Raw genomic sequence first — 19,151 nt, 5'->3', positions numbered from 1 at the left:
AGGCTTAACAGCGAGGCTTAACAGCGAGGCCTAACCGCCCGACTTCGGCAGCCACGCGAGCGGATCGACCGGCTGACCGTTCTGGCGCACTTCGAACTGGATCGACGCGACACCGCGGCTATCCACCCCGACCTCGCCGATGGTCTGCCCTTGCGCGACCGCGTCGCCTTCCTTGACGAGCAGCGTGCTGTTCTGCCCGTAGGCGGTAATCAGCGAATCGTCGTGTTTGATGATGATGAGCGGGCCATACGCCTCGATACCGGTGCCCGCGTAGACCACGCGGCCGGTGGCGGCCGCCTTGACCGGATCGCCCGGACGCCCGCCGATCACGATGCCGTTCGATCGACCCGGCGCGAAAGTCTTGAGGATCGGCCCACGCAACGGCCATTGCAACACGCCCTGCTGCGGCCCGGACGACGCGATCGGCGCACCCGGTGCACCCGATACATTAGGCACGTTCGGCCCGCCGTTCTGGCCAACGCCGACCGGCGGCGTCACCACACTACCGGACGCCATCGGCGGCGAAACGCGCAGCACTTCGCCGGGACTGACCGCGGCATTGACCGGCAACCCGTTCCAGGACGCGATTTCCTGAAGCTTGCGGCCATACGCCGACGCGATGGCGGGCAGCGTGTCCCCTGCATTGACCCGGTAGAAACCGGCCGGCACGGGCACCGTGCCGAGCGTGGTCGGACGGGACGGCGCGTTGCTGTAGAACGGCGTGCTGTCCCACGGCATCGTGGTACAACCGCCGAACATCACGCCCAGCAAGGCTGCGGCCAGCAACCTCGAGCCCGTCAAATGCCATTGTCTTGTCATGTGATTTTCCTCGACACGTTGATTCAATCGGATGCAATCAGCCTCAAGCATTTGCCATGCCGCTCGATTCGAGCGCACGACGGCGACCCGCCATTATGCCGCCGCGCCCGATGGCGACGGCGTCGGCATGGCAGTCAGACACGCCAACCTTCAGACGCTACCTTCGGCCTCGACCACCAGAATGCGCGCCGCGCCAATTGGATGAGCGACATGTTCGGTACCCACCGACGCGTAGAACACGTCGCCCGTTTCCAGGATCGCAGACTGTTCGACGCCGTCCTGCCGATAGCGCATTTCGACGCGGCCATCGAGCACCGCGAACACTTCCTCGCCGTCGTTAACGTGCCACTTGTAGGGCTGATCGGTCCAGTGCAGCCGCGTCGTGATGCCGCCCATGTTGGCGATATCGAGCGCGCCCCAGGCGCGCTCGGCGGTGAAGCTCTTGCTGCGAATGATCTTCATGGTCATCGAGCCGTTGAGAGAGACGAAGCGGCGGCACCGGTGCCTGCCGGAGCAGGCCAGGCCGCGGGAAGGATGCTTTTTGCGCTGGCCCCATTATAGGTCCGGCAACAGGCGCGACGGCTGAACCGCCGACCGCGGATGCCGCAAAAGCCTCTGGTCGGCCCGGTCGCTCCCGTCGATCGATCGTCCCAACCGCCGCCTTCCGCTTATGCATGCCTAATTGTGTGACCATTGAATCCCTTCCCCTCTCGCCTATACTCAGACTTGCCGCGCGCGGTACGCCGAACGCAAACGCCTGATCCTGCGAGGAGTTGGGGATGAACAAAGCCACCTTTCTGGCCGTGCAACTCAACGTCGATGATGTGGCGGCGTCACCCGGTCTGGTCGAGTTGCTGAACACGCACCTGGTTTTCGCCGCGGACGTGGCCGAGGCCGCCGACGCTCTGGTGCAGCTAGCCAGCATCGCGGGACTGTCGAGCGGCGTCGAAGCCAGCGTCGAGATTCCCGCACTGGCCATCGAGCGACTGCGCGAAGCGCTCGACAACCTGAGCGGCTACGACGAATCCTGGCTCCTCGCCCTCGAACCGAGCCGCGCGCTATTCGATGAAATAGGCCGCCGGCATCGCTCGCTGCATTAGCACCGCGCTCGCGGACCGCACCCCAGTGCCGCGCCGCCGCGACGCCCGCTTGCCGGCGCCGCCGGTCCGCCTCTTTTCGCTCACCGCTCGACCCGCCAGACCCGCCGGCATGCCGCACCATCGGCGTCGTCTGAAGGCGCCGGGGCGCGGGCCGAACGGCTGCGCAGCGAACTGCAGCGACGTCGCGCGTCGCGCACATAAAAAAACGCCGACCTGGCCAAAGCCGGTCGGCGTTTTTTTGCGCGCCGCGATCAATCAGGCGGCGCTTGCAGCAGCCTCAGCGCAAATTAATTGCCGAAGTAGATCGAGTTACGGTTATTGCCGTTCAGCGGACGGCCCGACTGCGACGTACCGACAGCCGGTGCGCCGTAGCCGCTGTTCTCGGCTTGAGCGGTGCCGTTCTGAGCGTCGACACGTGCTTGCGCGGCCAGCAGGTTGGACGGGTAATCAGCGTGATCGCCGACCGGGTTGTAGCCGGCCTTTTCCAGTTGCACCAGCTGGGCGCGGACGTCAGCGCGGGTCAGCGGCTGGTTCGATTGAGCGAACGAAGCGACGGGAGCGACCAGAGCCGCGGCGACAACAACTGCAGAGATAAGGGACTTCATGATGTAAACCTCCAGAACTTGTTTTGTAGTGCGCGTTGGGCTTGTTGTCCCGTAGCGCTTAAGTAGAAGTTTAGGAGCGTCGACATCTAGGGGAAACCCCTTAAAAGATGAAACTCTATTTCGAATTTCGCAACAGTAAGGGTTTCGCGCCAGCTTCATGCCATCTGGCTGACAGTTTTCGGCAACAATTTGCCGACTCGCATTTCAATCGGTCACGCGGCCCGGCACGCCCTGTTCCAAGCGCGCAGCGGGCCGCGATTCAAACAACCGACGCCGTTCAGCTCCAGTTAGCGTGGAAGCTCCCCGGCTTGTCGACGCGCTCGAACGTATGCGCGCCGAAGAAGTCGCGCTGCGCCTGCACCAGATTGGCCGGCAGACGTTCCGAGCGGTACGCGTCGAAATACGCCACTGCCGATGCGAACGCCGGCACCGGCACGCCCGCGTTGATCGCGGCGACCACGACTTCACGCAACGCCGCCTGATAGTTCTTCGCGATGTCGCGGAAGTACGGATCGAGCAGCAGATTGGCGATCGCCTTGTCTTTCGAATAGGCGTCCGTGATCTTCTGCAGGAAGCGGGCGCGGATGATACAGCCGGCGCGGAAAATCTTCGCGATCGTGCCGTAATCCAGGTCCCACTTGTACTCTTCCGACGCGGCCCGCAGTTGCGCGAAGCCCTGCGCGTACGAGATCACCTTGCTGAAATACAACGCGCGGCGCACCGACTCGATGAACGCGTCGCGTTCGACGCCGAGCGGCTTCGCCTGCGGTCCTTCGAGCACCTTGCTTGCGGCCACGCGCTGATCTTTCAGCGACGACAGTACGCGCGCGAAGACGGCTTCGGTGATCAGCGGCAGCGGCGCGCCGAGGTCGAGCGCGTTCTGGCTGGTCCATTTGCCGGTGCCCTTCTGCGCGGCGCGATCGAGAATCACGTCGACCAGATCCTTGCCGGTTTCGTCGTCTTTCTTGCTGAAAATCTTCGAGGTGATTTCGATCAGATAGCTGTCGAGCTCGCCCTGATTCCACTCGGTATAGACCTTGCCGAGTTCTTCGTTCGACAGGCCGACCACCTGCTTGAGCACCGCATAGCTCTCGGCGATCAGTTGCATGTCGCCGTATTCGATGCCGTTGTGCACCATCTTCACGAAGTGGCCCGCGCCGTCCGGACCCATGTACGCGACGCACGGCTCGCCGTCCGGCGCCTTGGCGGCGATTTCGGTGAGGATCGGGGCCACCAGGTCGTACGCGTCGCGCTGGCCGCCCGGCATGATCGACGGGCCTTTCAGTGCGCCTTCTTCGCCGCCCGACACGCCCGTGCCGATGAAATGCAGACCGGATTTCGCGAGGTCCTGATTGCGGCGGATGGTGTCGGTGAAATGCGTGTTGCCGCCGTCGATCAGAATGTCGCCCTTTTCCAGCAGCGGTTTCAACTGGTTGATCGTCGCGTCCGTGCCTTCGCCCGCCTTGACCATCAGCAGAATGCGGCGCGGCTTTTCCAGCGATTCCACGAATTCTTCCAGCGTGAAAGCCGGCACCAGCTTCTTGTCCGGATATTCGGCGATGAGTTCGTCGGTTTTCTCGCGGCTACGGTTGTACACCGACACCGCGTGGCCGCGGCTCTCGATGTTGAGCGCCAGATTGCGGCCCATGACCGCCAGCCCCACCACGCCGATTGCCTGTTTGCCCATGTGAATTCTCCAGAGTCCAATAAATGTCGGGACGCCGCGCCGGGAAGAAACGTCGGCGGGACGTCGAGGGTGAAAGAATAAAAGAAATGCCGGCTTGCCGCTCGCTGGCAGGCAACGGGCGGCAGATTTTTTACTGCGCGAACCCGCGTTGTTCACTGCGGTCTTCAGACTCGCGCCGTGTCCGCCTGTTTCCCGTCCGCCTGTTTCCTGAAGACCAGGCTGAAGTTGTTGGCCGGCATCGCGACCGGCTCATCGGCGACGAGTCCCACCGAAGCACCCAGCGCCACCACCGCTTCCATGTCGCGTACGCCCCATGACGGATCGCGGCTGCGCAACTGCTGGTCGAACGCCTCGTTGCTCGACGCAGTATGCGCGCCGCCGCGCCGGTACGGACCGTAAAGATAGAGCACGCCGCCGTCGACGAGACGCCGGCTCGCGCCCGCGAACAGCGCTTGCGTCGCGCTCCACGGCGAAATGTGGATCATGTTGATGCAGACCACGGCGTCGAGCGTGTCGATGCCCCACTCCGGCTGATGCACGTCGAGCGCGAGCGGCGCGCGCAGGTTCGCGAGACCGGCCTGCGCGGTCCACGCGGCGATCGACGCGCGCGCGTCCGCGTCGGCATCGCTCGGCTGCCAGTCGAGTCCGGGCAGCGCGCCGGCAAAGCAGATAGCGTGCTGGCCGGTGCCGCTCGCGATCTCGAGCACGCGGCCAGAGGCCGGCAGCACGTCGCGCAAGACAGCGAGAATCGGTTCGCGATTGCGTTCGGCGGAAGGCGAACGTTGCCGCAGCGCCAGATGGGATTCGGTCATGTTCAGCCTGGGATTCTGCTCGTGGTTCAACACGAAGTTCAGCTCGCGTTGGAGTTCGTGTTGCCGCTTATGTTTCAGCTCACGTTTCAATACAGGGTGGTGCGCACGCGCTCGTCGAGTTCGCGGTCATAAGTCGCGGCGTCGAAGCTCGCGCCGTTAATACGCCGGTGAATGTCGCCCGCGCTCGGCAGCCGCGAACGTTCGATATGCCGCGCCGGATCCCACAATTTCGAGCGCACCAGCGCTTTCGAGCAGTGAAAATAGACTGCGTCGACGTCGATCAGCAGCACGGTGCGCGGCAGTTTACCAACGACCGCGAAACTGTCCAGCCATTTGGGGTCGTCGGTGATGCGGCCGCGGCCGTTCACTCGCAAACTCTCGCCCACACCGGGAATGACAAACAGCAGTGCCAGTTTCGGCTCGGCAATGATATTGCGCAGACTGTCGATGCGATTGTTGCCGGGACGGTCCGGCAACGCGAGTGTGCGTTCGTCGATCACGCGCACGAAACCCGGCGAGTCGCCGCGCGGCGAACAGTCGAGACCTTCGGGGCCGGCCGTGGCGAGCACGACGAACGGCGCGACCTCGATGAACGCGCGATAGTCCTCGTTGATGTGCGGAATCTCTTTGCGTACCGCGCGCTCATGCGGCTGACCATAGATGGCTTCGAGCTGTTCGATCGTCGTCAACATCGGTGTTCCTTTGCGTTGCTGCGGGTGTTGTTCTGCTTCGGGTGAGCGCGGCGGTCGGCTGAGCGCCGCAGTCGACCTTCGACCTTCAACCTTCAACCTTCAACCTTCAATCCAGCGCCAGCCGTCCGGCCAGCGCGGTGAGCGTGTCGGCGCACGGCGCCGCGAGTTTCAGCGACAACAGCGGATCGGCACGCGTGCGCCCCAGATTGATCGCGGCGATCGGCTTGCCCTGCTTCTGCGCCCACACGCAAAAGCGGTAACCGGAATAGACCATCAGCGACGAACCGACCACCAGTACCGCATCCGCCGCATCGAGCGCATGCGAGGCTGCTTCGACACGCTCGCGTGGCACGCTTTCGCCGAAGAACACCACCGCCGGTTTGAGCAGGCCGCCGCAATTCGAACAGGCCGGCACGCGGAACGTGTCGAGCGCGTGCCATTCGAGATGCGCGTCGCCGTCGGCGGCGGTTTCGGCGGTCACGTTCAGCAACGCTGGATTGTCCGCTTCGAGCGTCTGCTGGATCGACGCGCGCGAATGCTGCATGCCGCAGTCCAGACACGTCACACCGTCGATGCCGCCGTGCAGTTCGATCACGTCGCGGCTCCCCGCCCGCTGATGCAAACCGTCGACGTTCTGCGTGACGAGCGTCGGCACATGACCGGCGGCCTGCAGCCGCGCCAGCGCGGTATGCGCGGCGTTGGGCTGCGCGTGCGCGACCACCGGCCAGCCGACCATGCTACGAGCCCAGTACCGCTGACGCATGGCCTGCGTACCGAGAAATTCCTGCAACGTAATGGGCGGTGAGCGCTTCCATTCGCCGTTGTCGTCGCGATAGCCGGGAATGCCGGAATCGGTGCTGATCCCCGCGCCGGTCAGCACGAACAGACGCGGATAACGCTGCACGAAACGATGCAGGTCGTCCAGGGTGTGGGATTCGTTCGAGGGTTCGAGAGGCGCGGGCTGAAGGTCGGTCATGACGGATGAGGTGGAATGCTGGGGCTTTTCAGAGCGAACCCGGCGAGCCGCCTAACCTGATCCGCGACGTTGACGCGGCTTGCTCGGGCGTTTGGGCGTTGCCTGCGTCGGCACCGAGGCCTGGGCCACCTGCCGCTGCCGACGTTCTTGCCATTGCGCGAGTGTGGCCTGATAACGGTCGAGCGCTTCGTCGTAGAGATCGAATACACATGGATTGCAGCCGCTGTGACAGCAATCGTCGAGATCGGGCTGCACGGGCGGCACCGGCTGCGGGTCGTCACTGGGTGTGGCGAGTGTGGCTCGAGACACGGCGAATCGCGGTCCGTGGGAGAGAAAGCGCTCAGTATAAGTTGATCTCCGGCGCGGCGCTGCGGGTGGCCGGCGGTCGCTACCGGTCGCCGGCCGCCAGTGTCAGCGGTATTAGCCCGTATTAGCCCCGCCCGACGAACGGCATCTTGCTCGCCATGATGGTCATGAACTGCACGTTCGCCGACAACGGCAGTTCGGCCATGTGCAAGATCGCGTCGGCCACATGCTGAACGTCCATCAACGGTTCGATCATGATTTCGCCGTTCGCTTGCGGCGTGCCCTGCGCCATCCGCGCGGCCATTTCCGTGGCCGCATTGCCGATATCGATCTGCCCGCACACGATGTCGTACGGACGACCGTCGAGCGAGACGGCCTTCGTGAGGCCGGTGATCGCGTGCTTGGTCGCCGTGTACGCGATGCTGTGCGGCCGCGGCGCATGCGCCGAGATCGAGCCGTTATTGATGATGCGGCCGCCGCGCGGGTTTTGCGTTTTCATCAGACCGAAAGCCGCTCGCGTGCAGAGGAACACGCCGGTGAGATTGGTATCGACCACCGAGCGCCATTCGTCGATATCGAGTTCGTCGATCTCGACCGGCGCGGCGCTTCGGCCCGCGTTGTTGAACAGCAGGTCGAGCCGGCCGCGCCGTTCGCGGATGACGTCGAACAACGCGGCGACGCTCACGGCGTCGGTCACGTCGCAGGCCACCGCCAACGCGTCGCCGCCGAGTTGTTGCGCTTCGTGCGCGAGCGCGTCGAGCGGCGCCTGGCGGCGGCCGGCCAGCACCACGCTATAACCGTGTTCCAGCAGTTTGAGCGCACACGCACGGCCGATCCCGCTACCCGCGCCCGTCACCAGCGCGACCTTCTTGATTCCTGCTCCCGTCACGACATCTCTCCTGTCGACTCTGAACGATAGTTGCCCTTGTGCGGACCAGCTGCGCGTGCACACCGTGAATCCGGCAAATGCCCGTATGCGGCCCGTCCGCATCTACGTGCCTGGCTTCAGCACCTTCAGCACCATACAACCCGACGCGCCGATCTGCAGCGAACTCCACCGCGAAAAAAGCAACGCCCCATGCACGGCCCACCTGCTGCGAAGCGCCGTCTTTCAAAGCGCTGTCATTATTTCCCGATCCTGTCCGCGGCTACGTTGCGCCGCGCATCAATGGTATCGTTCGATGTTGCGCGCCGCTCGCGCGATTCAAGACCTTCCCAGGACGGAGGAAGGCTGACCGGAAGTACGCTTTATGACTGAACACTCCTCGCCGCATCGCGCCACGCAAGCGCCACTGCGCTGGCCGCGCACCGGCTATCCCGCGATGCTCACGGCCACCGCCGCCTGGCACGTCTTCGTGCTGGCTGGCGTGCTGATTACGCCGGCCCAGTGGCCCTGGTGGCTGGCCGCGATGTTTGCGAATCACGCCGTCTTCACCGTGGCCGGCCTGTTGCCGCGCACCTCACTGCTGGGTCCTAACTGGACGCGCCTGCCCGCCGGCGCGCAGAACGCCGACGCGATCGCACTGACCATCGACGACGGCCCCGATCCTGCCGTCACACCGCAAGTGCTGGACCTGCTCGACGCGCACGGCGTGCGCGCCACGTTCTTCTGCATCGGCGCGAAGGCGCAGCGCTATCCGGAACTCGCACGCGATATCGTGGCGCGCGGCCATGCGCTCGAAAACCACTCGCAGGTTCACGTGCACACCTTTTCCGTCACGCTGCCGGGCTCGCTCACGCGCGAGATCGACGCCGCGCAACGCACGTTCGAAGCATTGAGCGGCGAGCGACCGATGTTCTTCCGCGCGCCGGCGGGCCTGCGCAATATTTTCCTCGAACCCGTGCTGCGCAAACTCGATTTGCGGCTCGCCGCGTGGACACGGCGCGGCTACGACACGCGCGAGCGCGATCCTGACGTAGTGACGCGGCGCCTGCTCGACGGTCTCGCGCCGCGCGACATTCTGCTGCTGCATGACGGCAATGCGGCCCTCACGACCGAAGGCCAGCCGCTCATTCTCGCGGTGCTGCCGCGTGTGATCGAAGCAGCGCGCGAACAGCGTCTCCGCTTCGTCACGCTGCGCGAAGCGCGCGTCGAGCACTGAGACGCGGCAAGCTGCGTGAAGCGCGGCTCGTCGAATCGAGGCAAGTCGAGTCGAATCGAACCGCGCCGCAAGCCCCCTCCGCCCCAGCGCTACACGCGGAAATCCGCCGCCATATCCTCATCCGTACGCGCTTCAAGTTCACCACTACGGCAAGCCTTCAGAAACACGTCGTAATCGCGTTCCACCTGGTCCGCGTATGCCGTCGCGTAGCCGGTCAACGCCTCCGCGAACTGATCGCCGCGGCCGATATATGCGCCGATTTCGATCGCCTGGCCACTCGCCTTCGCATGCGCGCGCGCCATGATCCAGCCGCACAACCGCGCGTACCCCTCCAGCAGATCGGTGTCGAACAGTTCGATATTCGCCGACAGCTTCATGTCGCGCAGTTGGCGGAAGTAGAAATTCCGCCCCGACGGGCCGGTCGCCCAACCGAGAAAAATATCGCTGGCCGCCTGCAACATGCGCTGACCGCTGACCACCCGCTGTCCTTCGTGCTTGTACGGCGGCGACTTATGGAACTGCGCAATCACCGACTTGCGCGCTTCCTTGATCTGAATGAACAGCGGCTTGCCCATATGATCGACGTTCAACAGCACGAGGCAGCGCGTGCCCACGCTGCCCACGCCCACCACTTTGAAAACGAGATCCTGCGCGGTGAAATGACCGAGCAATTCACGCCGGTCGTGCGATAAGGTCTTCAGGTACTCGTCCCACATCGGCTCGATCAGCGTGCGCCAATTGCCGATGCTGAACCAGTCGTCTTCCGGCAAAAACAGCGTGTTCGCACCGTGCACGTGAAACATGCCGGGCGGCGCATCGCGAATCGTCCAGGCTTCGCCGTCGAACTCGGCCATTTTCTCCAGCAGGCTTTCGTGCGTGCGGCTCGCCGCCTTTTCCATGCCGCGCCGCACCGCGCGGCGACGTTCCGGCGTGAGCGCCGTCTCGGCCATCAGGTCGAACGTAATGCGGTCGTACCAGAGTTCGAGCGCTCCGCATTGTGCGTACTGCGCCATGCGGTCGCGATAGGTCGCGACCGCCGTCATCACCAGATGCTCCGCCGTGCCGCGGCTCAGGCGCATATGACGCGCGGCGACCACGAGGCTTGCTGTGAGGCGTTTCAGATCCCATTCGAATGGCCCGATCGCCACTTCGTCGAAGTCGTTCAGATCGAAGACCAGTTGCCGTTCGGGCGTGGCGAACCCACCGAAGTTCATCAGATGGCCGTCGCCGCAGATCGTCATGGTGAGGCCGCTGTCATGCACCTTGCTCAGATCGTGCGCCTGCAGGATCGCGGTGCCGCGGAAAAACGTGAAGGGCGAAACGGCCATGCGCCCATAACGCAGCGGCACGAGATTGTCGACCCGGCCCTCGCTGCTTTGCCTGAGCAACGCGACCGGATCGCGGTGCAATTCGCCGATCGCTTTATGGCTCGAGCGCTTCGAGTGCTCGCGGGCGGCACGGCCACGGGCCTCCCGTTCGGCAATGGTGCTGGCTTTCATGCTCTTCTCCGTTTGTGTGACTCTTCACGATCGGTTCTAGAGACGACTTGTGCGGGCACGATAAAGCGGAACGTCCGGCGCATGAGCGTGGCGGCTGAAACAGCCGGCGCCACGAGCCGGTAGCCATGCTAGCAGACCGATCGGTAAAAAGGTGACGCCATCCATTTCGCATGACGCGGCCGCTCACCCGGGATTTCCCCCTACACCGCCGAAGAAGTTGCGGCTGCAACGATCGCCCGATTGACGGACAAAATTACCGGAAGCGTCATCACAAACTAACTATCCGGTGAATTTTGCGTTTTTCATGGGTGCAAGCACTTCAGCAAAAAAGATTCGCGCCGTTTACCAGTACATGCAAACTTTTAATGACGCACGAGAAAAGTCCCTTCAAAAAGGGCCTGTTCTCGATCGATCGTGTTCGATCACGCGTCCGGCAAGATAATCGGAGAGAGTATGTTTGTCGCAATCGGCTGGGTGCTGGTGATCGGTTCTGTGATCGGTAGTTTTGTCGGCGTGGGCGGCCACGTGCTGGCACTCCTGCAGCCGTTCGAATTGCTGTGTATTTTCGGCGCGGCGATCGGCGCGTTTGTCGTGAGCAATCCGACTTCCACGCTGAAGAAAACCCTCAAGGCGATCCCGTCATGCTTCAAGACCGGCGGCTACACCAAAGAGAAATACCTCGAACTGATCGCGCTGCTGTACGAGCTGCTTCAGAAGGCCCGCAAGGAAGGCATGATGTCGCTCGAAGCCGACGTCATGGCGCCCGAGGACAGTGTGATTTTCCAGAAATACTCGCACGTGCTGGAGGATCATCATCTGCTCGACTTTATCGTCGACTATCTGCGCATGATGTCCGGCGGCAACGTGAACGTGCTCGAAGTGCAGGATCTGATGGATGAGGAACTGGCCACGCATCACGCGGAAGCCTCGGTCGCGGCCAACGCGATTCAGAAAATGGCCGACGGCCTGCCGGCGTTCGGCATTGTCGCGGCCGTGATGGGCGTGGTTCACACCATGGGCTCGGTCGGCGCACCGCCCGCCGTGCTCGGCGAAATGATCGCCGGCGCGCTGGTCGGCACGTTCCTCGGCATTCTGCTGGCGTATGGTTTCATCGGCCCCGTTGCCGATCTGCTGAACGCCAAAGCCCGCGCCGAAGCCAAGCCGTATCAGTGCGTGAAGGCCGTGCTGCTCGCGTCGCTGTCCGGCTACGCGCCGCCAATCGCGGTCGAGTTCGGCCGCAAGGTCTTGTTCACCGCCGACCGCCCGAGCTTCCAGGAGCTCGACGACGCCGTGCGCGCCACCAAGATGCCGAAGTCGGCCTGACGCGGAGCGGCATGATGAGCGAAAGACCGTCGCGCGCGTCGCAACAGGTGGAGACGCCTGCTCCAGTAATCGTGCGCCGCTTGCGCAAGGGCGGCGATCACGCCGCGCATCACGGCGGCGCATGGAAGATCGCCTACGCCGATTTCGTCACGGCAATGATGGCGTTCTTTCTGTTGATGTGGCTGCTCGGCTCGACGTCGAAGTACGACAAGCAGGGTATCGAAGATTATTTCAACACGCCGCTGTCGAGCCTGCTCGGCGGTAGTCAGGGTACCGCCGCCGCGCGACCGAGCGTGGTGCAGGGCGGCGGCCGCGATATCTCCGACACGCGGCCCGGCGACGGCAAGAAGAGCCAAACCCAACCGACGCCGCCGACCACCGCCGCACCGACCGTGGCGCCCGCGGATGCGGCCCGCCTCGAACAACTGAAGGCGAAGCTCACCACGCTGATCGAACAGAGCCCGGCCTTGAAGGCGTTCAAGGATCAGATCCGCATTTCGATCACCAACGAAGGCCTGCGCATCGAGATCGTCGACTCGCAAAACCGGCCGATGTTCGCCTCCGGCAGTTCGAAGCTGCAACCGTATGCGGTGACGATTCTCACGCAGATCGGCGCCGCGCTCAACGACGTCGACAACCGTATTTCGATTGCCGGCCATACGGATGCGGTGCCGTACACCGCGGGCCCGGACGGCTATTCGAACTGGGAGCTGTCGTCGGAGCGCGCCAACGCCGCGCGCCGCGCGCTGGTGGAGGGCGGCATGCACGGCGAGAAGCTGTTGCAGGTGCGCGGCCTGGCCGATGTCTTGCCGCTGAACAGCAAGGTCGTCGACGAGCCGACCAACCGGCGCATCAGCATTCTCGTGCTGAACAAGGCGGCGGAACTGGCCTTTTTCCACGATGGCGGCCGCACCGCGATCGATGAAGCCACGCCGGCAAGCTCGACCATTCCAGCGGTCGTGGAACGCCTGCAACCGGTGACCGGAACGCATGGCACGCCGTAGATTTTTTCGCTGCTGTTGGGCCTGCGCAACCTGAACGCATGCGATCGATAGCGCACACTGCGCAGCCCCGGTGGCGCGTATAAAATCGATCGCATGCGCCCTGCCCCTCATCAGCAACGGGAGCCCGATCTTCCGCTGCATACGCCTAGTGTTTCGTCGGTGACGTTAGCGACGATTATTGCCGTCGTCGCGTGGCTCGCGATCGTGGCGCAAGCCGAGGTGACACTCAACCGCACGCTGTCGCGCGGGCTGACCGTGCTCGACGGGCTGGCCCGCATGAGCAGCTACCTGACCAACCTGACGGTGCTGGCGTGCGCGATCTGTTTCACCAGCGTGGCGCTGCGCGGACTCAGGTCGCCGCTACCGCGCTTCTTCCGGCAACCGACAGTCGTGACCGCGGTGGTCGGCTACATGGTGTTTGTCGGCATCGCCTATAACCTGCTGTTGCGCGGCTGGTGGACGCCGACCGCATTCAGGATGTTGCTCAACGAATCGCTGCACAGCATTTTGCCGATGCTGTCCGCGCTCTACTGGCTCCTGTTCGTACCGCGCTTCCAGCTGAAACTGCGCCACGGTCTGCTGTGGCTCGTGTATCCGCTGGCCTATCTCGCCGTGACCTTCTGGCGCGGCGGTCTATCCGACTACTACCCCTATCCGTTCATCAACGTCGGGCGGCTGGGTGTCGCGCATGCGGCGCTCAATTCCGCGCTGCTGTTCGGCGGCTTTCTGATGCTGATGGCCGTGTTCGTCGGCATCAATTCGCGGCGCAGACGTTGAGGTTTTAGCGCGTTTTCTAACTTCCCGGTGTCCATTCCATGACGTTCCCGGGCGCGCTTCTTGCGCCCAGTCTGGTGGACGTACGCCGCCTCTCGCCGGGCGGTTTGCGCGAAACCCTGGTGTGGCGGCGTTGCGATGACGACCCGCCACGCGTAAATATGACAATGGGAGCAAAAACGTATGGACACCAATTCAGCGGAAGGCGCAGTCAACGAAGTCGCGGGCAAGGTGCAAAGCGCGGTCGGCGACGTGTTGGGCGATACCGGCACACAGTTGGCCGGCAAAGCGCGCGAACTCAGCGGTAAGGCGCAACAGCTTTGCGCGAGCACGACCAGTCTGGTGCGTGAGACCACGGCCGAAAGTCCGTTCACCGCGATTGCAGTGGTTGCATTGGCCGGGTTCGTCGCCGGTGCGCTGTGGGCGCATGGCGCGTCTGGACGCGACTATCGCCGGTAAGCTTTTCGACACACGATGAGCGCGTAGCGGAAGCGGCCGACCGCCTCCGCTACGCCAAACGGTGATCGATGATCGGGTCAAAGCGGCGTCGTGCGCCACATTATTCGATCAGCCCACCTTGACCAGGTTTTGAATAGCCAACTGGCCGCCGGGAATCTGGAACAGCGGGCCGCCCGCTTTGATCGATCCGAGGTCAATGCCGAAGAATCCGACCTGCTCGAACAGACTCGACACCTTCGCGTTCGCTTGTGCGTCGTCGCCCGCGAGGAACAGCACGCGTCGTCCGCCTTCAACACCCGTGTCGCCGGACACGAGTGCCGCCGGCAGATGATTGATTGCCTTCACGACGCGCGCGCCCGGAACGAACTCCGCAAAGACTTCGCTCGACGTGCGCCCGTTCAAGTCGAAAGGTTTGAATGCCGGCGCCTCGATCGGGTTGTTCGCATCGATCACGATACGGTCGCCGAAATCGGGCAAACCCGACAAGGCGGCAGGCAGCTTCGACCAGGGCACCGCGACCAGAACGATATTCTGCGCCGCCGCTTGTTCGCGGGTTCCCGCCGTGATGGTGGGTCCGAGTTCGCCGGCGAGATCCGCGAGCGACGCCGGCCCCCTGCTATTGGAAATAACCGCTTTAATGCCTTGTTGAGCCAGCGCTTTCGCGAAGGCCGAGCCAATGGCGCCCGCGCCGATGATGCCGATCGTTTCCATGAAAATGTGCCTTGTGCGTGATGAGGTGAACCCATCTTGCCGGCTTTGCCATCTGCCGGGTAGCCGCCCACGGCTTGAAGCATCTTCAACGGATGCTTGATGGTCGCTTGATGGTCGGACGAGATTCGAAGCACCCTGCGTCGCAGTGCAGCCAGCGCGCGACGCTCAGATCGCCGAATATTTCCGCGCCAGTTTCCGCTGCCTGAAGGCCTCGACAATGAAATCGGCGAAAGCCCGCGTCCTGGCCGGCAGCAGCGTGCGCGAGGCGTAGTAAATCGAAATCGATCCGGCGTCCGCGTACCAGTCCGGCAGCACACGCACGAGCGTGCCGGCCTCGAAGTCGGCCACGACGTCGGGCAACGCAAGCATCGCGACCCCGAGACCGAGGCGCGCGGCCTCGCGCATCGCGCCGGGATCGTTCATCACGATGTCTTCCTTCAGCGGCGCCGTGGCCTCCATGCCCGTCGCGTTGCGCAGCGTCCATTGGCGAATGCGTCCGGTGCCGCTCGCGCGCATCGCGATGCCGGCCAGTCCCGCGAGCTCCGCAGGTTCCATGGGCACCCGGCGCTCACGCAGATACTCCGGCGATGCGACCGCAACGATGTGGGCCGGCGCCAACGTACGCGCCACGAAACCGGGTGCGAACGCGAAACCTCCGCCAATGGCGAGGTCGTAGCCCTCCTGGACCAGATCGACCCGACGGCTTTCGAAGTGCCATTCGGGGCGAATGCGCGGGTAGCGCTGCAGGAATTCGGGCAACAACGGCAGAACATGGGCGATGCCGAATGTCGTGCTCAGGCTCACCTTCAAAACACCGGTGGGTTCCGACGCATCCGATGACGCCTCCTCAATGGCCGCCTGCAACGTCTCGAGACTGTCGCCGATCGATTGCAGGAAGCGCACGCCGGCCTCGGTCAACGTGAGTCCGCGCGTCGACCGCTGGAACAGGCGCACGCCGAGGTTGCGTTCGAGCATGGCCATGTTGCGGCTCACAGCCGCCGCTGTGAGACCAAGACGCCGCCCCGCTTCCGAGAAACTGCCGGACTCGGCGCTCTTCACGAAGCTCTGAAGATTGGCCAGGGTTTCCATCATTCCCTCTTCGCGAAGGCAGATTCGCGGTCTATCCCGTCACGCACCCGTGCTATCCCATCGCGGCGCGAGGCCTGGCGGATCGACGATCCGGCTGTCCGCCGCCGCCAGGGCGTAAATCTCCGTCATATCCGCGCTAGTCAACTCAAAGTCGAATACGGCGAGGTTCTCCGCCAGCCGATCGATCCGGGTGGTCCTTGAAAGCGCAACCATGCCGCGCTGTTGCACCAGCCAACGCAAGACGATCTGAGCGACGCTTCGTTCATGGCGCGCCGCGATCTCCTTAAGCGTGGGCTCCGCGAAGACACGTCCAATCGCCATGCCGCAGTAGCCTGTCACGGCAAGTCCCGCCTGCAAGGTACTGTCGATGAGCAAGGACTGGTTCAGATACGGATGGTATTCAAACTGATTCGTCACGAGCGCCGCCGCGGAAAGCTGAATCGCTTCCGCCATCAGTGCACGATTGAAGTTACTGACGCCGATGTGCCGCACCTTGCCGGCACGTACGACTGCATTGAGTCCCGCAATCTGTTCAGCCAGCGGCACATGCGAGCCGGGCCAGTGCAGCAGAAGCAGATCGATATAGTCTGTCTCGAGCTTGCGGAGGCTCTCGTCGACCGACGCCTCGAACAATTGCTCCGGGTAGTTGCTCACCCAGACCTTGGTGGTCAGGAAAATTTCGCTTCTTGGAATACCGGACGCGGCGACGCAGCGGCCGATTTCGCCCTCGTTACCGTAGATCTGCGCCGTGTCGATATGGCGGAAACCGGCACCGAGCGCAGCGGGAATCACCCGGTGGATGTCGGCCGCCGTCATTCCGTACGTGCCGAAACCAATGGCCGGAATGGCCGCGTTACCCGCATGAACGTTTTGCATGAAGAACTCCCGATAGCGTTTTCGCTTCAAGCGTCAAAGGCGCTTTGGCCAGATCAGCCAATCCGACCTTGACGACGCAGGTCTGCGCCAATCGCCACGATCCCGGCTTCGCCGGTACGCAACGCCTCTGCCGACGTGTGAACCGAGTAATACCCGAGCACGAGATCGTGGGGATGCGGCACGGCCGAGCCGAGGACGAACTCGACATCTTCGTCGGCGGTGAAGGTCAACGCGTCTTCGGACTCGCGAAACACGACCAGTTCATTCGCAATAGACTCGTCGGCGACGCGCAGTGCGCCACGTTGAACACAGAGCCACGCCACGCTATGGCCGGCCGGCGGCATGTACTGCCATTGCTCGCCCGCTGCAAGCCGCACGACCAGGTAGTTGATGCCCGGGGGTGCGGGAATGGGGCTCTCGACGTTGTCATATCGGCCCAGGATAACGCGGGCCGGACCGCTGTGCGGTACCTCGTTCGCGGATAAATACCGGCTCAGCGGCTCGCCCAGTTCGAGCTCGGGCGGCAGCGCGACCCATAACTGAAAACCGCGCACCGGCCCATCGCCGCGCGCGCGGCCGTCGTGCCACACGCCCTTGCCCGCATTCATCCACTCGACGCCACCGGCCGGCATGATCCCGGATGCGCCCGTCGTGTCTTCATACTCGACCTCGCCCTCCAGCAGCACCGTTGTCGTGGCGAGGCCGGAATGAGGATGCATGGAGAAGCGCATTTCAGTTCTCTCCGAGCTATCGAAATAGTCGAGAAAGACAAACGGCTTCAGGATTTCGCCAAGGTCGGACGGGCTGACCAGCCGCTTGATCGGACCATGCCGCTGGCCTGACGTACGCAGGACGATGGCTCTTGCGTCTCGCTGGAAAGACGGCTTAAGCGCAGGTGTTTTCATATCGATGCTCCATCTTCTGCATGACTGGGCGACGAGGCGATCGCGCACCGGATCGGGTGGGCGATCGCCTCGACGAGTCGATCCTGGTTAGCTCGCGTTCAGTGTCGAAGCGATCGACCCGGTGCGCCGCGAACGGGCGTCCAGGCTGAGTGCGCCCGCGCCGAAATACGTGATCTGCAAAAGACCGCCGGCCATCATCACGTTCTTGAGGAAGTGAATCATCTGGTTCTGGTCAGCGAAGTTGTGGTGAAAGAACATCGCCGTCACGATACAGAACAGCGCCATCCCCAGCGATACAGCACGAGCCCGGTAGCCCGACAGCAGCAGCAGGCCGCCGCCCAGCTCGGTCACCACAGCAAGGGCGAACGCGAGCGGCGGCACGGGCAGACCCATCGCGGCGATATAGCCCACCGTCGCGCCATACGCGGCGAGTTTGCCCAGCCCACTCATCACAAACGGCGCACCAATCAGAATGCGACCCAACAGCGGAAGAAATTTAAAGCGTTCCATCACGATCTCCATAAATGAAATTGCGTCGGTGGATTACGAAAAAGGGAATGGGCCGGCGTCCACCATCACCAGCTCAGAATCTTCAAGTGCGGAAATCTGCGCGGCGGCGACCTGCGTGATCGCCACGCCGTCCAGCGGTCCAACGTGCTCACCGTTCACTTCGATGCGTCCCGAGGCCACGACGAGATAGGCCTGACTGCGCGCAGCCAGCTCGTAACGAACCTGTTCACCGGTCTTCAGCATTGCGCCGAGTACACGTGCATCGGCACGAATCGGCAAAGCGTCTTCATCGGCGGTAAATCCGCTGGCAAGCACCACGAATCGCCCGGACCGGTCACCTCTGGGAAACGGCTTGGTGTCCCACCTGGGTGTGCCGCCCGTTTCGCGCGGCCGCAGCCAGATCTGATAAAGCTTGAGCGGCACGTCGCCGCGATTGAACTCGGCGTGACGGATGCCCGCGCCGGCGCTCATAACCTGAACATCGCCCGCGCTGATAACTCCTTCGGATCCCAAAGTGTCGCGATGACCCAGCACGCCCTGGCGCACGTAGCTGATGATCTCCATGTCGCGATGCCCGTGCATGGGGAAGCCGCTGCCCGCCGCGATCTCGTCGTCGTTCCAGACGACGAGGGGGCCGAGTGGGGCGTGCGCGGCATTGCCGTCGGCGCTCACCGCGAAATGGTGCTTCGCGCGCAGCCAGCCGTGGTCTGCCCTGTCCAACGATTGCCAACGCCTGTGTATGAGCATGTCCATCTCCGCTTGCAGTCATCGCGAGTGCGACGCTGATCGCCTGCGCAATCCGCCGGGTTCGGCGTCGGTAGCTGCGATGAGATGAATGCTAAATTTGCAATGACTTCGTGCATATCTCCTAGAATGGAACGCATCATTGCCATCAATAGAAC

At 63.4% G+C, this 19,151-nt stretch carries 22 protein-coding genes; 6 read left to right on the top strand and 16 right to left on the bottom strand.

The genetic code is table 11. The annotated features are described in order from the left end of the window. Positions 1–30 precede the first annotated feature (30 nt). Both FA94_RS23995 and FA94_RS23990 read right to left on the bottom strand, forming a co-directional pair. The gene (locus FA94_RS23995) at positions 31–819 is read right to left on the bottom strand and encodes a peptidoglycan DD-metalloendopeptidase family protein (RefSeq protein WP_035555956.1); all 789 of its coding nucleotides are present in this window, start codon (positions 817–819) and stop codon (positions 31–33) included. 150 nt (positions 820–969) lie between these two features. Beyond that, on the bottom strand, positions 970–1,281 hold the full coding sequence (locus tag FA94_RS23990; RefSeq protein ID WP_035562873.1) for a cupin domain-containing protein: 312 nt from the start codon (positions 1,279–1,281) through the stop codon (positions 970–972). Between the two features lie 317 nt (positions 1,282–1,598). Here FA94_RS23990 and FA94_RS23985 point away from each other — a divergent pair, with 317 nt between their 5' ends. Then, positions 1,599–1,919 (top strand): hypothetical protein, encoded by a 321-nt coding sequence (locus FA94_RS23985; RefSeq protein WP_035555954.1) that lies wholly within the window; start codon positions 1,599–1,601, stop codon positions 1,917–1,919. Positions 1,920–2,206: 287 nt separating this feature from the next. Here FA94_RS23985 and FA94_RS23975 read toward each other — a convergent pair whose 3' ends face one another. The 7 genes from FA94_RS23975 to FA94_RS23945 all read right to left on the bottom strand — a co-directional run bounded on the left by FA94_RS23975 (position 2,207) and on the right by FA94_RS23945 (position 7,886). Beyond that, entirely contained in the window at positions 2,207–2,524 is a 318-nt protein-coding gene (locus FA94_RS23975; protein ID WP_035555949.1) for a DUF4148 domain-containing protein, read from the bottom strand. A 277-nt stretch (positions 2,525–2,801) separates the two neighbouring features. Beyond that, on the bottom strand, positions 2,802–4,211 hold the full coding sequence (gene gnd, locus FA94_RS23970; protein WP_035555948.1) for an NADP-dependent phosphogluconate dehydrogenase: 1,410 nt from the start codon (positions 4,209–4,211) through the stop codon (positions 2,802–2,804). A 164-nt stretch (positions 4,212–4,375) separates the two neighbouring features. Then, positions 4,376–5,023, bottom strand: coding sequence for a DUF938 domain-containing protein (locus tag FA94_RS23965; RefSeq protein ID WP_035562871.1), 648 nt, complete (start codon positions 5,021–5,023; stop codon positions 4,376–4,378). Positions 5,024–5,109: 86 nt separating this feature from the next. Further along, positions 5,110–5,715, bottom strand: coding sequence for a pyridoxamine 5'-phosphate oxidase family protein (locus FA94_RS23960; RefSeq protein WP_035555946.1), 606 nt, complete (start codon positions 5,713–5,715; stop codon positions 5,110–5,112). Between the two features lie 106 nt (positions 5,716–5,821). Beyond that, positions 5,822–6,691: an NAD-dependent protein deacetylase gene (locus tag FA94_RS23955; protein ID WP_035555943.1), complete on the bottom strand. Its 870-nt coding sequence runs from the start codon at positions 6,689–6,691 to the stop codon at positions 5,822–5,824. 51 nt (positions 6,692–6,742) lie between these two features. Further along, the gene (locus FA94_RS23950; RefSeq protein WP_035555941.1) at positions 6,743–7,000 is read right to left on the bottom strand and encodes an oxidoreductase-like domain-containing protein; all 258 of its coding nucleotides are present in this window, start codon (positions 6,998–7,000) and stop codon (positions 6,743–6,745) included. A gap of 121 nt (positions 7,001–7,121) precedes the next feature. Then, the gene (locus FA94_RS23945; protein ID WP_035555939.1) at positions 7,122–7,886 is read right to left on the bottom strand and encodes an SDR family oxidoreductase; all 765 of its coding nucleotides are present in this window, start codon (positions 7,884–7,886) and stop codon (positions 7,122–7,124) included. A 361-nt stretch (positions 7,887–8,247) separates the two neighbouring features. Between FA94_RS23945 and FA94_RS23940 the strand changes: the two genes are divergently transcribed. After that, the gene (locus FA94_RS23940) at positions 8,248–9,099 is read left to right on the top strand and encodes a polysaccharide deacetylase family protein (protein ID WP_035555936.1); all 852 of its coding nucleotides are present in this window, start codon (positions 8,248–8,250) and stop codon (positions 9,097–9,099) included. Between the two features lie 89 nt (positions 9,100–9,188). On the opposite strand, the gene FA94_RS23935 is transcribed toward FA94_RS23940, so the two are convergent. Beyond that, positions 9,189–10,598, bottom strand: coding sequence for a DUF2252 domain-containing protein (locus FA94_RS23935; protein WP_035555935.1), 1,410 nt, complete (start codon positions 10,596–10,598; stop codon positions 9,189–9,191). Positions 10,599–11,051: 453 nt separating this feature from the next. Here FA94_RS23935 and motA point away from each other — a divergent pair, with 453 nt between their 5' ends. The 4 genes from motA to FA94_RS23915 all read left to right on the top strand — a co-directional run bounded on the left by motA (position 11,052) and on the right by FA94_RS23915 (position 14,158). After that, on the top strand, positions 11,052–11,921 hold the full coding sequence (motA, locus tag FA94_RS23930) for a flagellar motor stator protein MotA (protein ID WP_035555932.1): 870 nt from the start codon (positions 11,052–11,054) through the stop codon (positions 11,919–11,921). 14 nt (positions 11,922–11,935) lie between these two features. Beyond that, complete coding sequence (motB, locus tag FA94_RS23925; RefSeq protein WP_035555930.1) at positions 11,936–12,925, top strand: flagellar motor protein MotB; 990 nt, start codon at positions 11,936–11,938, stop codon at positions 12,923–12,925. 93 nt (positions 12,926–13,018) lie between these two features. Continuing rightward, entirely contained in the window at positions 13,019–13,702 is a 684-nt protein-coding gene (locus tag FA94_RS23920; protein WP_035555928.1) for a Pr6Pr family membrane protein, read from the top strand. 180 nt (positions 13,703–13,882) lie between these two features. Continuing rightward, positions 13,883–14,158, top strand: coding sequence for a CsbD family protein (locus FA94_RS23915; RefSeq protein WP_035555926.1), 276 nt, complete (start codon positions 13,883–13,885; stop codon positions 14,156–14,158). A 108-nt stretch (positions 14,159–14,266) separates the two neighbouring features. Here FA94_RS23915 and FA94_RS23910 read toward each other — a convergent pair whose 3' ends face one another. The 6 genes from FA94_RS23910 to FA94_RS23885 form a co-directional block, all read right to left on the bottom strand. Beyond that, positions 14,267–14,869, bottom strand: a complete 603-nt coding sequence (locus tag FA94_RS23910) for an NADPH-dependent F420 reductase (protein WP_035555925.1) — start codon at positions 14,867–14,869, stop codon at positions 14,267–14,269. A gap of 165 nt (positions 14,870–15,034) precedes the next feature. Next, positions 15,035–15,958 (bottom strand): LysR family transcriptional regulator, encoded by a 924-nt coding sequence (locus tag FA94_RS23905; RefSeq protein ID WP_035562867.1) that lies wholly within the window; start codon positions 15,956–15,958, stop codon positions 15,035–15,037. Between the two features lie 39 nt (positions 15,959–15,997). Next, the gene (locus FA94_RS23900) at positions 15,998–16,834 is read right to left on the bottom strand and encodes an aldo/keto reductase (RefSeq protein WP_035555923.1); all 837 of its coding nucleotides are present in this window, start codon (positions 16,832–16,834) and stop codon (positions 15,998–16,000) included. A gap of 53 nt (positions 16,835–16,887) precedes the next feature. Continuing rightward, positions 16,888–17,739: a pirin family protein gene (locus FA94_RS23895; RefSeq protein WP_051980698.1), complete on the bottom strand. Its 852-nt coding sequence runs from the start codon at positions 17,737–17,739 to the stop codon at positions 16,888–16,890. 87 nt (positions 17,740–17,826) lie between these two features. Then, positions 17,827–18,249 (bottom strand): DoxX family protein, encoded by a 423-nt coding sequence (locus FA94_RS23890; protein ID WP_035555922.1) that lies wholly within the window; start codon positions 18,247–18,249, stop codon positions 17,827–17,829. 33 nt (positions 18,250–18,282) lie between these two features. Further along, positions 18,283–18,996 carry a pirin family protein gene (locus FA94_RS23885; protein ID WP_035562864.1) on the bottom strand — a complete coding sequence of 238 codons (714 nt, stop codon included), beginning with the start codon at positions 18,994–18,996 and terminating at the stop codon, positions 18,283–18,285. Between the last annotated feature and the right edge of the window lie 155 nt (positions 18,997–19,151).

Source organism: Burkholderia sp. 9120, from assembly GCF_000745015.1.
GTDB lineage: Bacteria > Pseudomonadota > Gammaproteobacteria > Burkholderiales > Burkholderiaceae > Paraburkholderia.
Note: the sequence above shows the minus strand (reverse complement) of the source record. Positions and strands in the feature narration are given on the sequence as shown.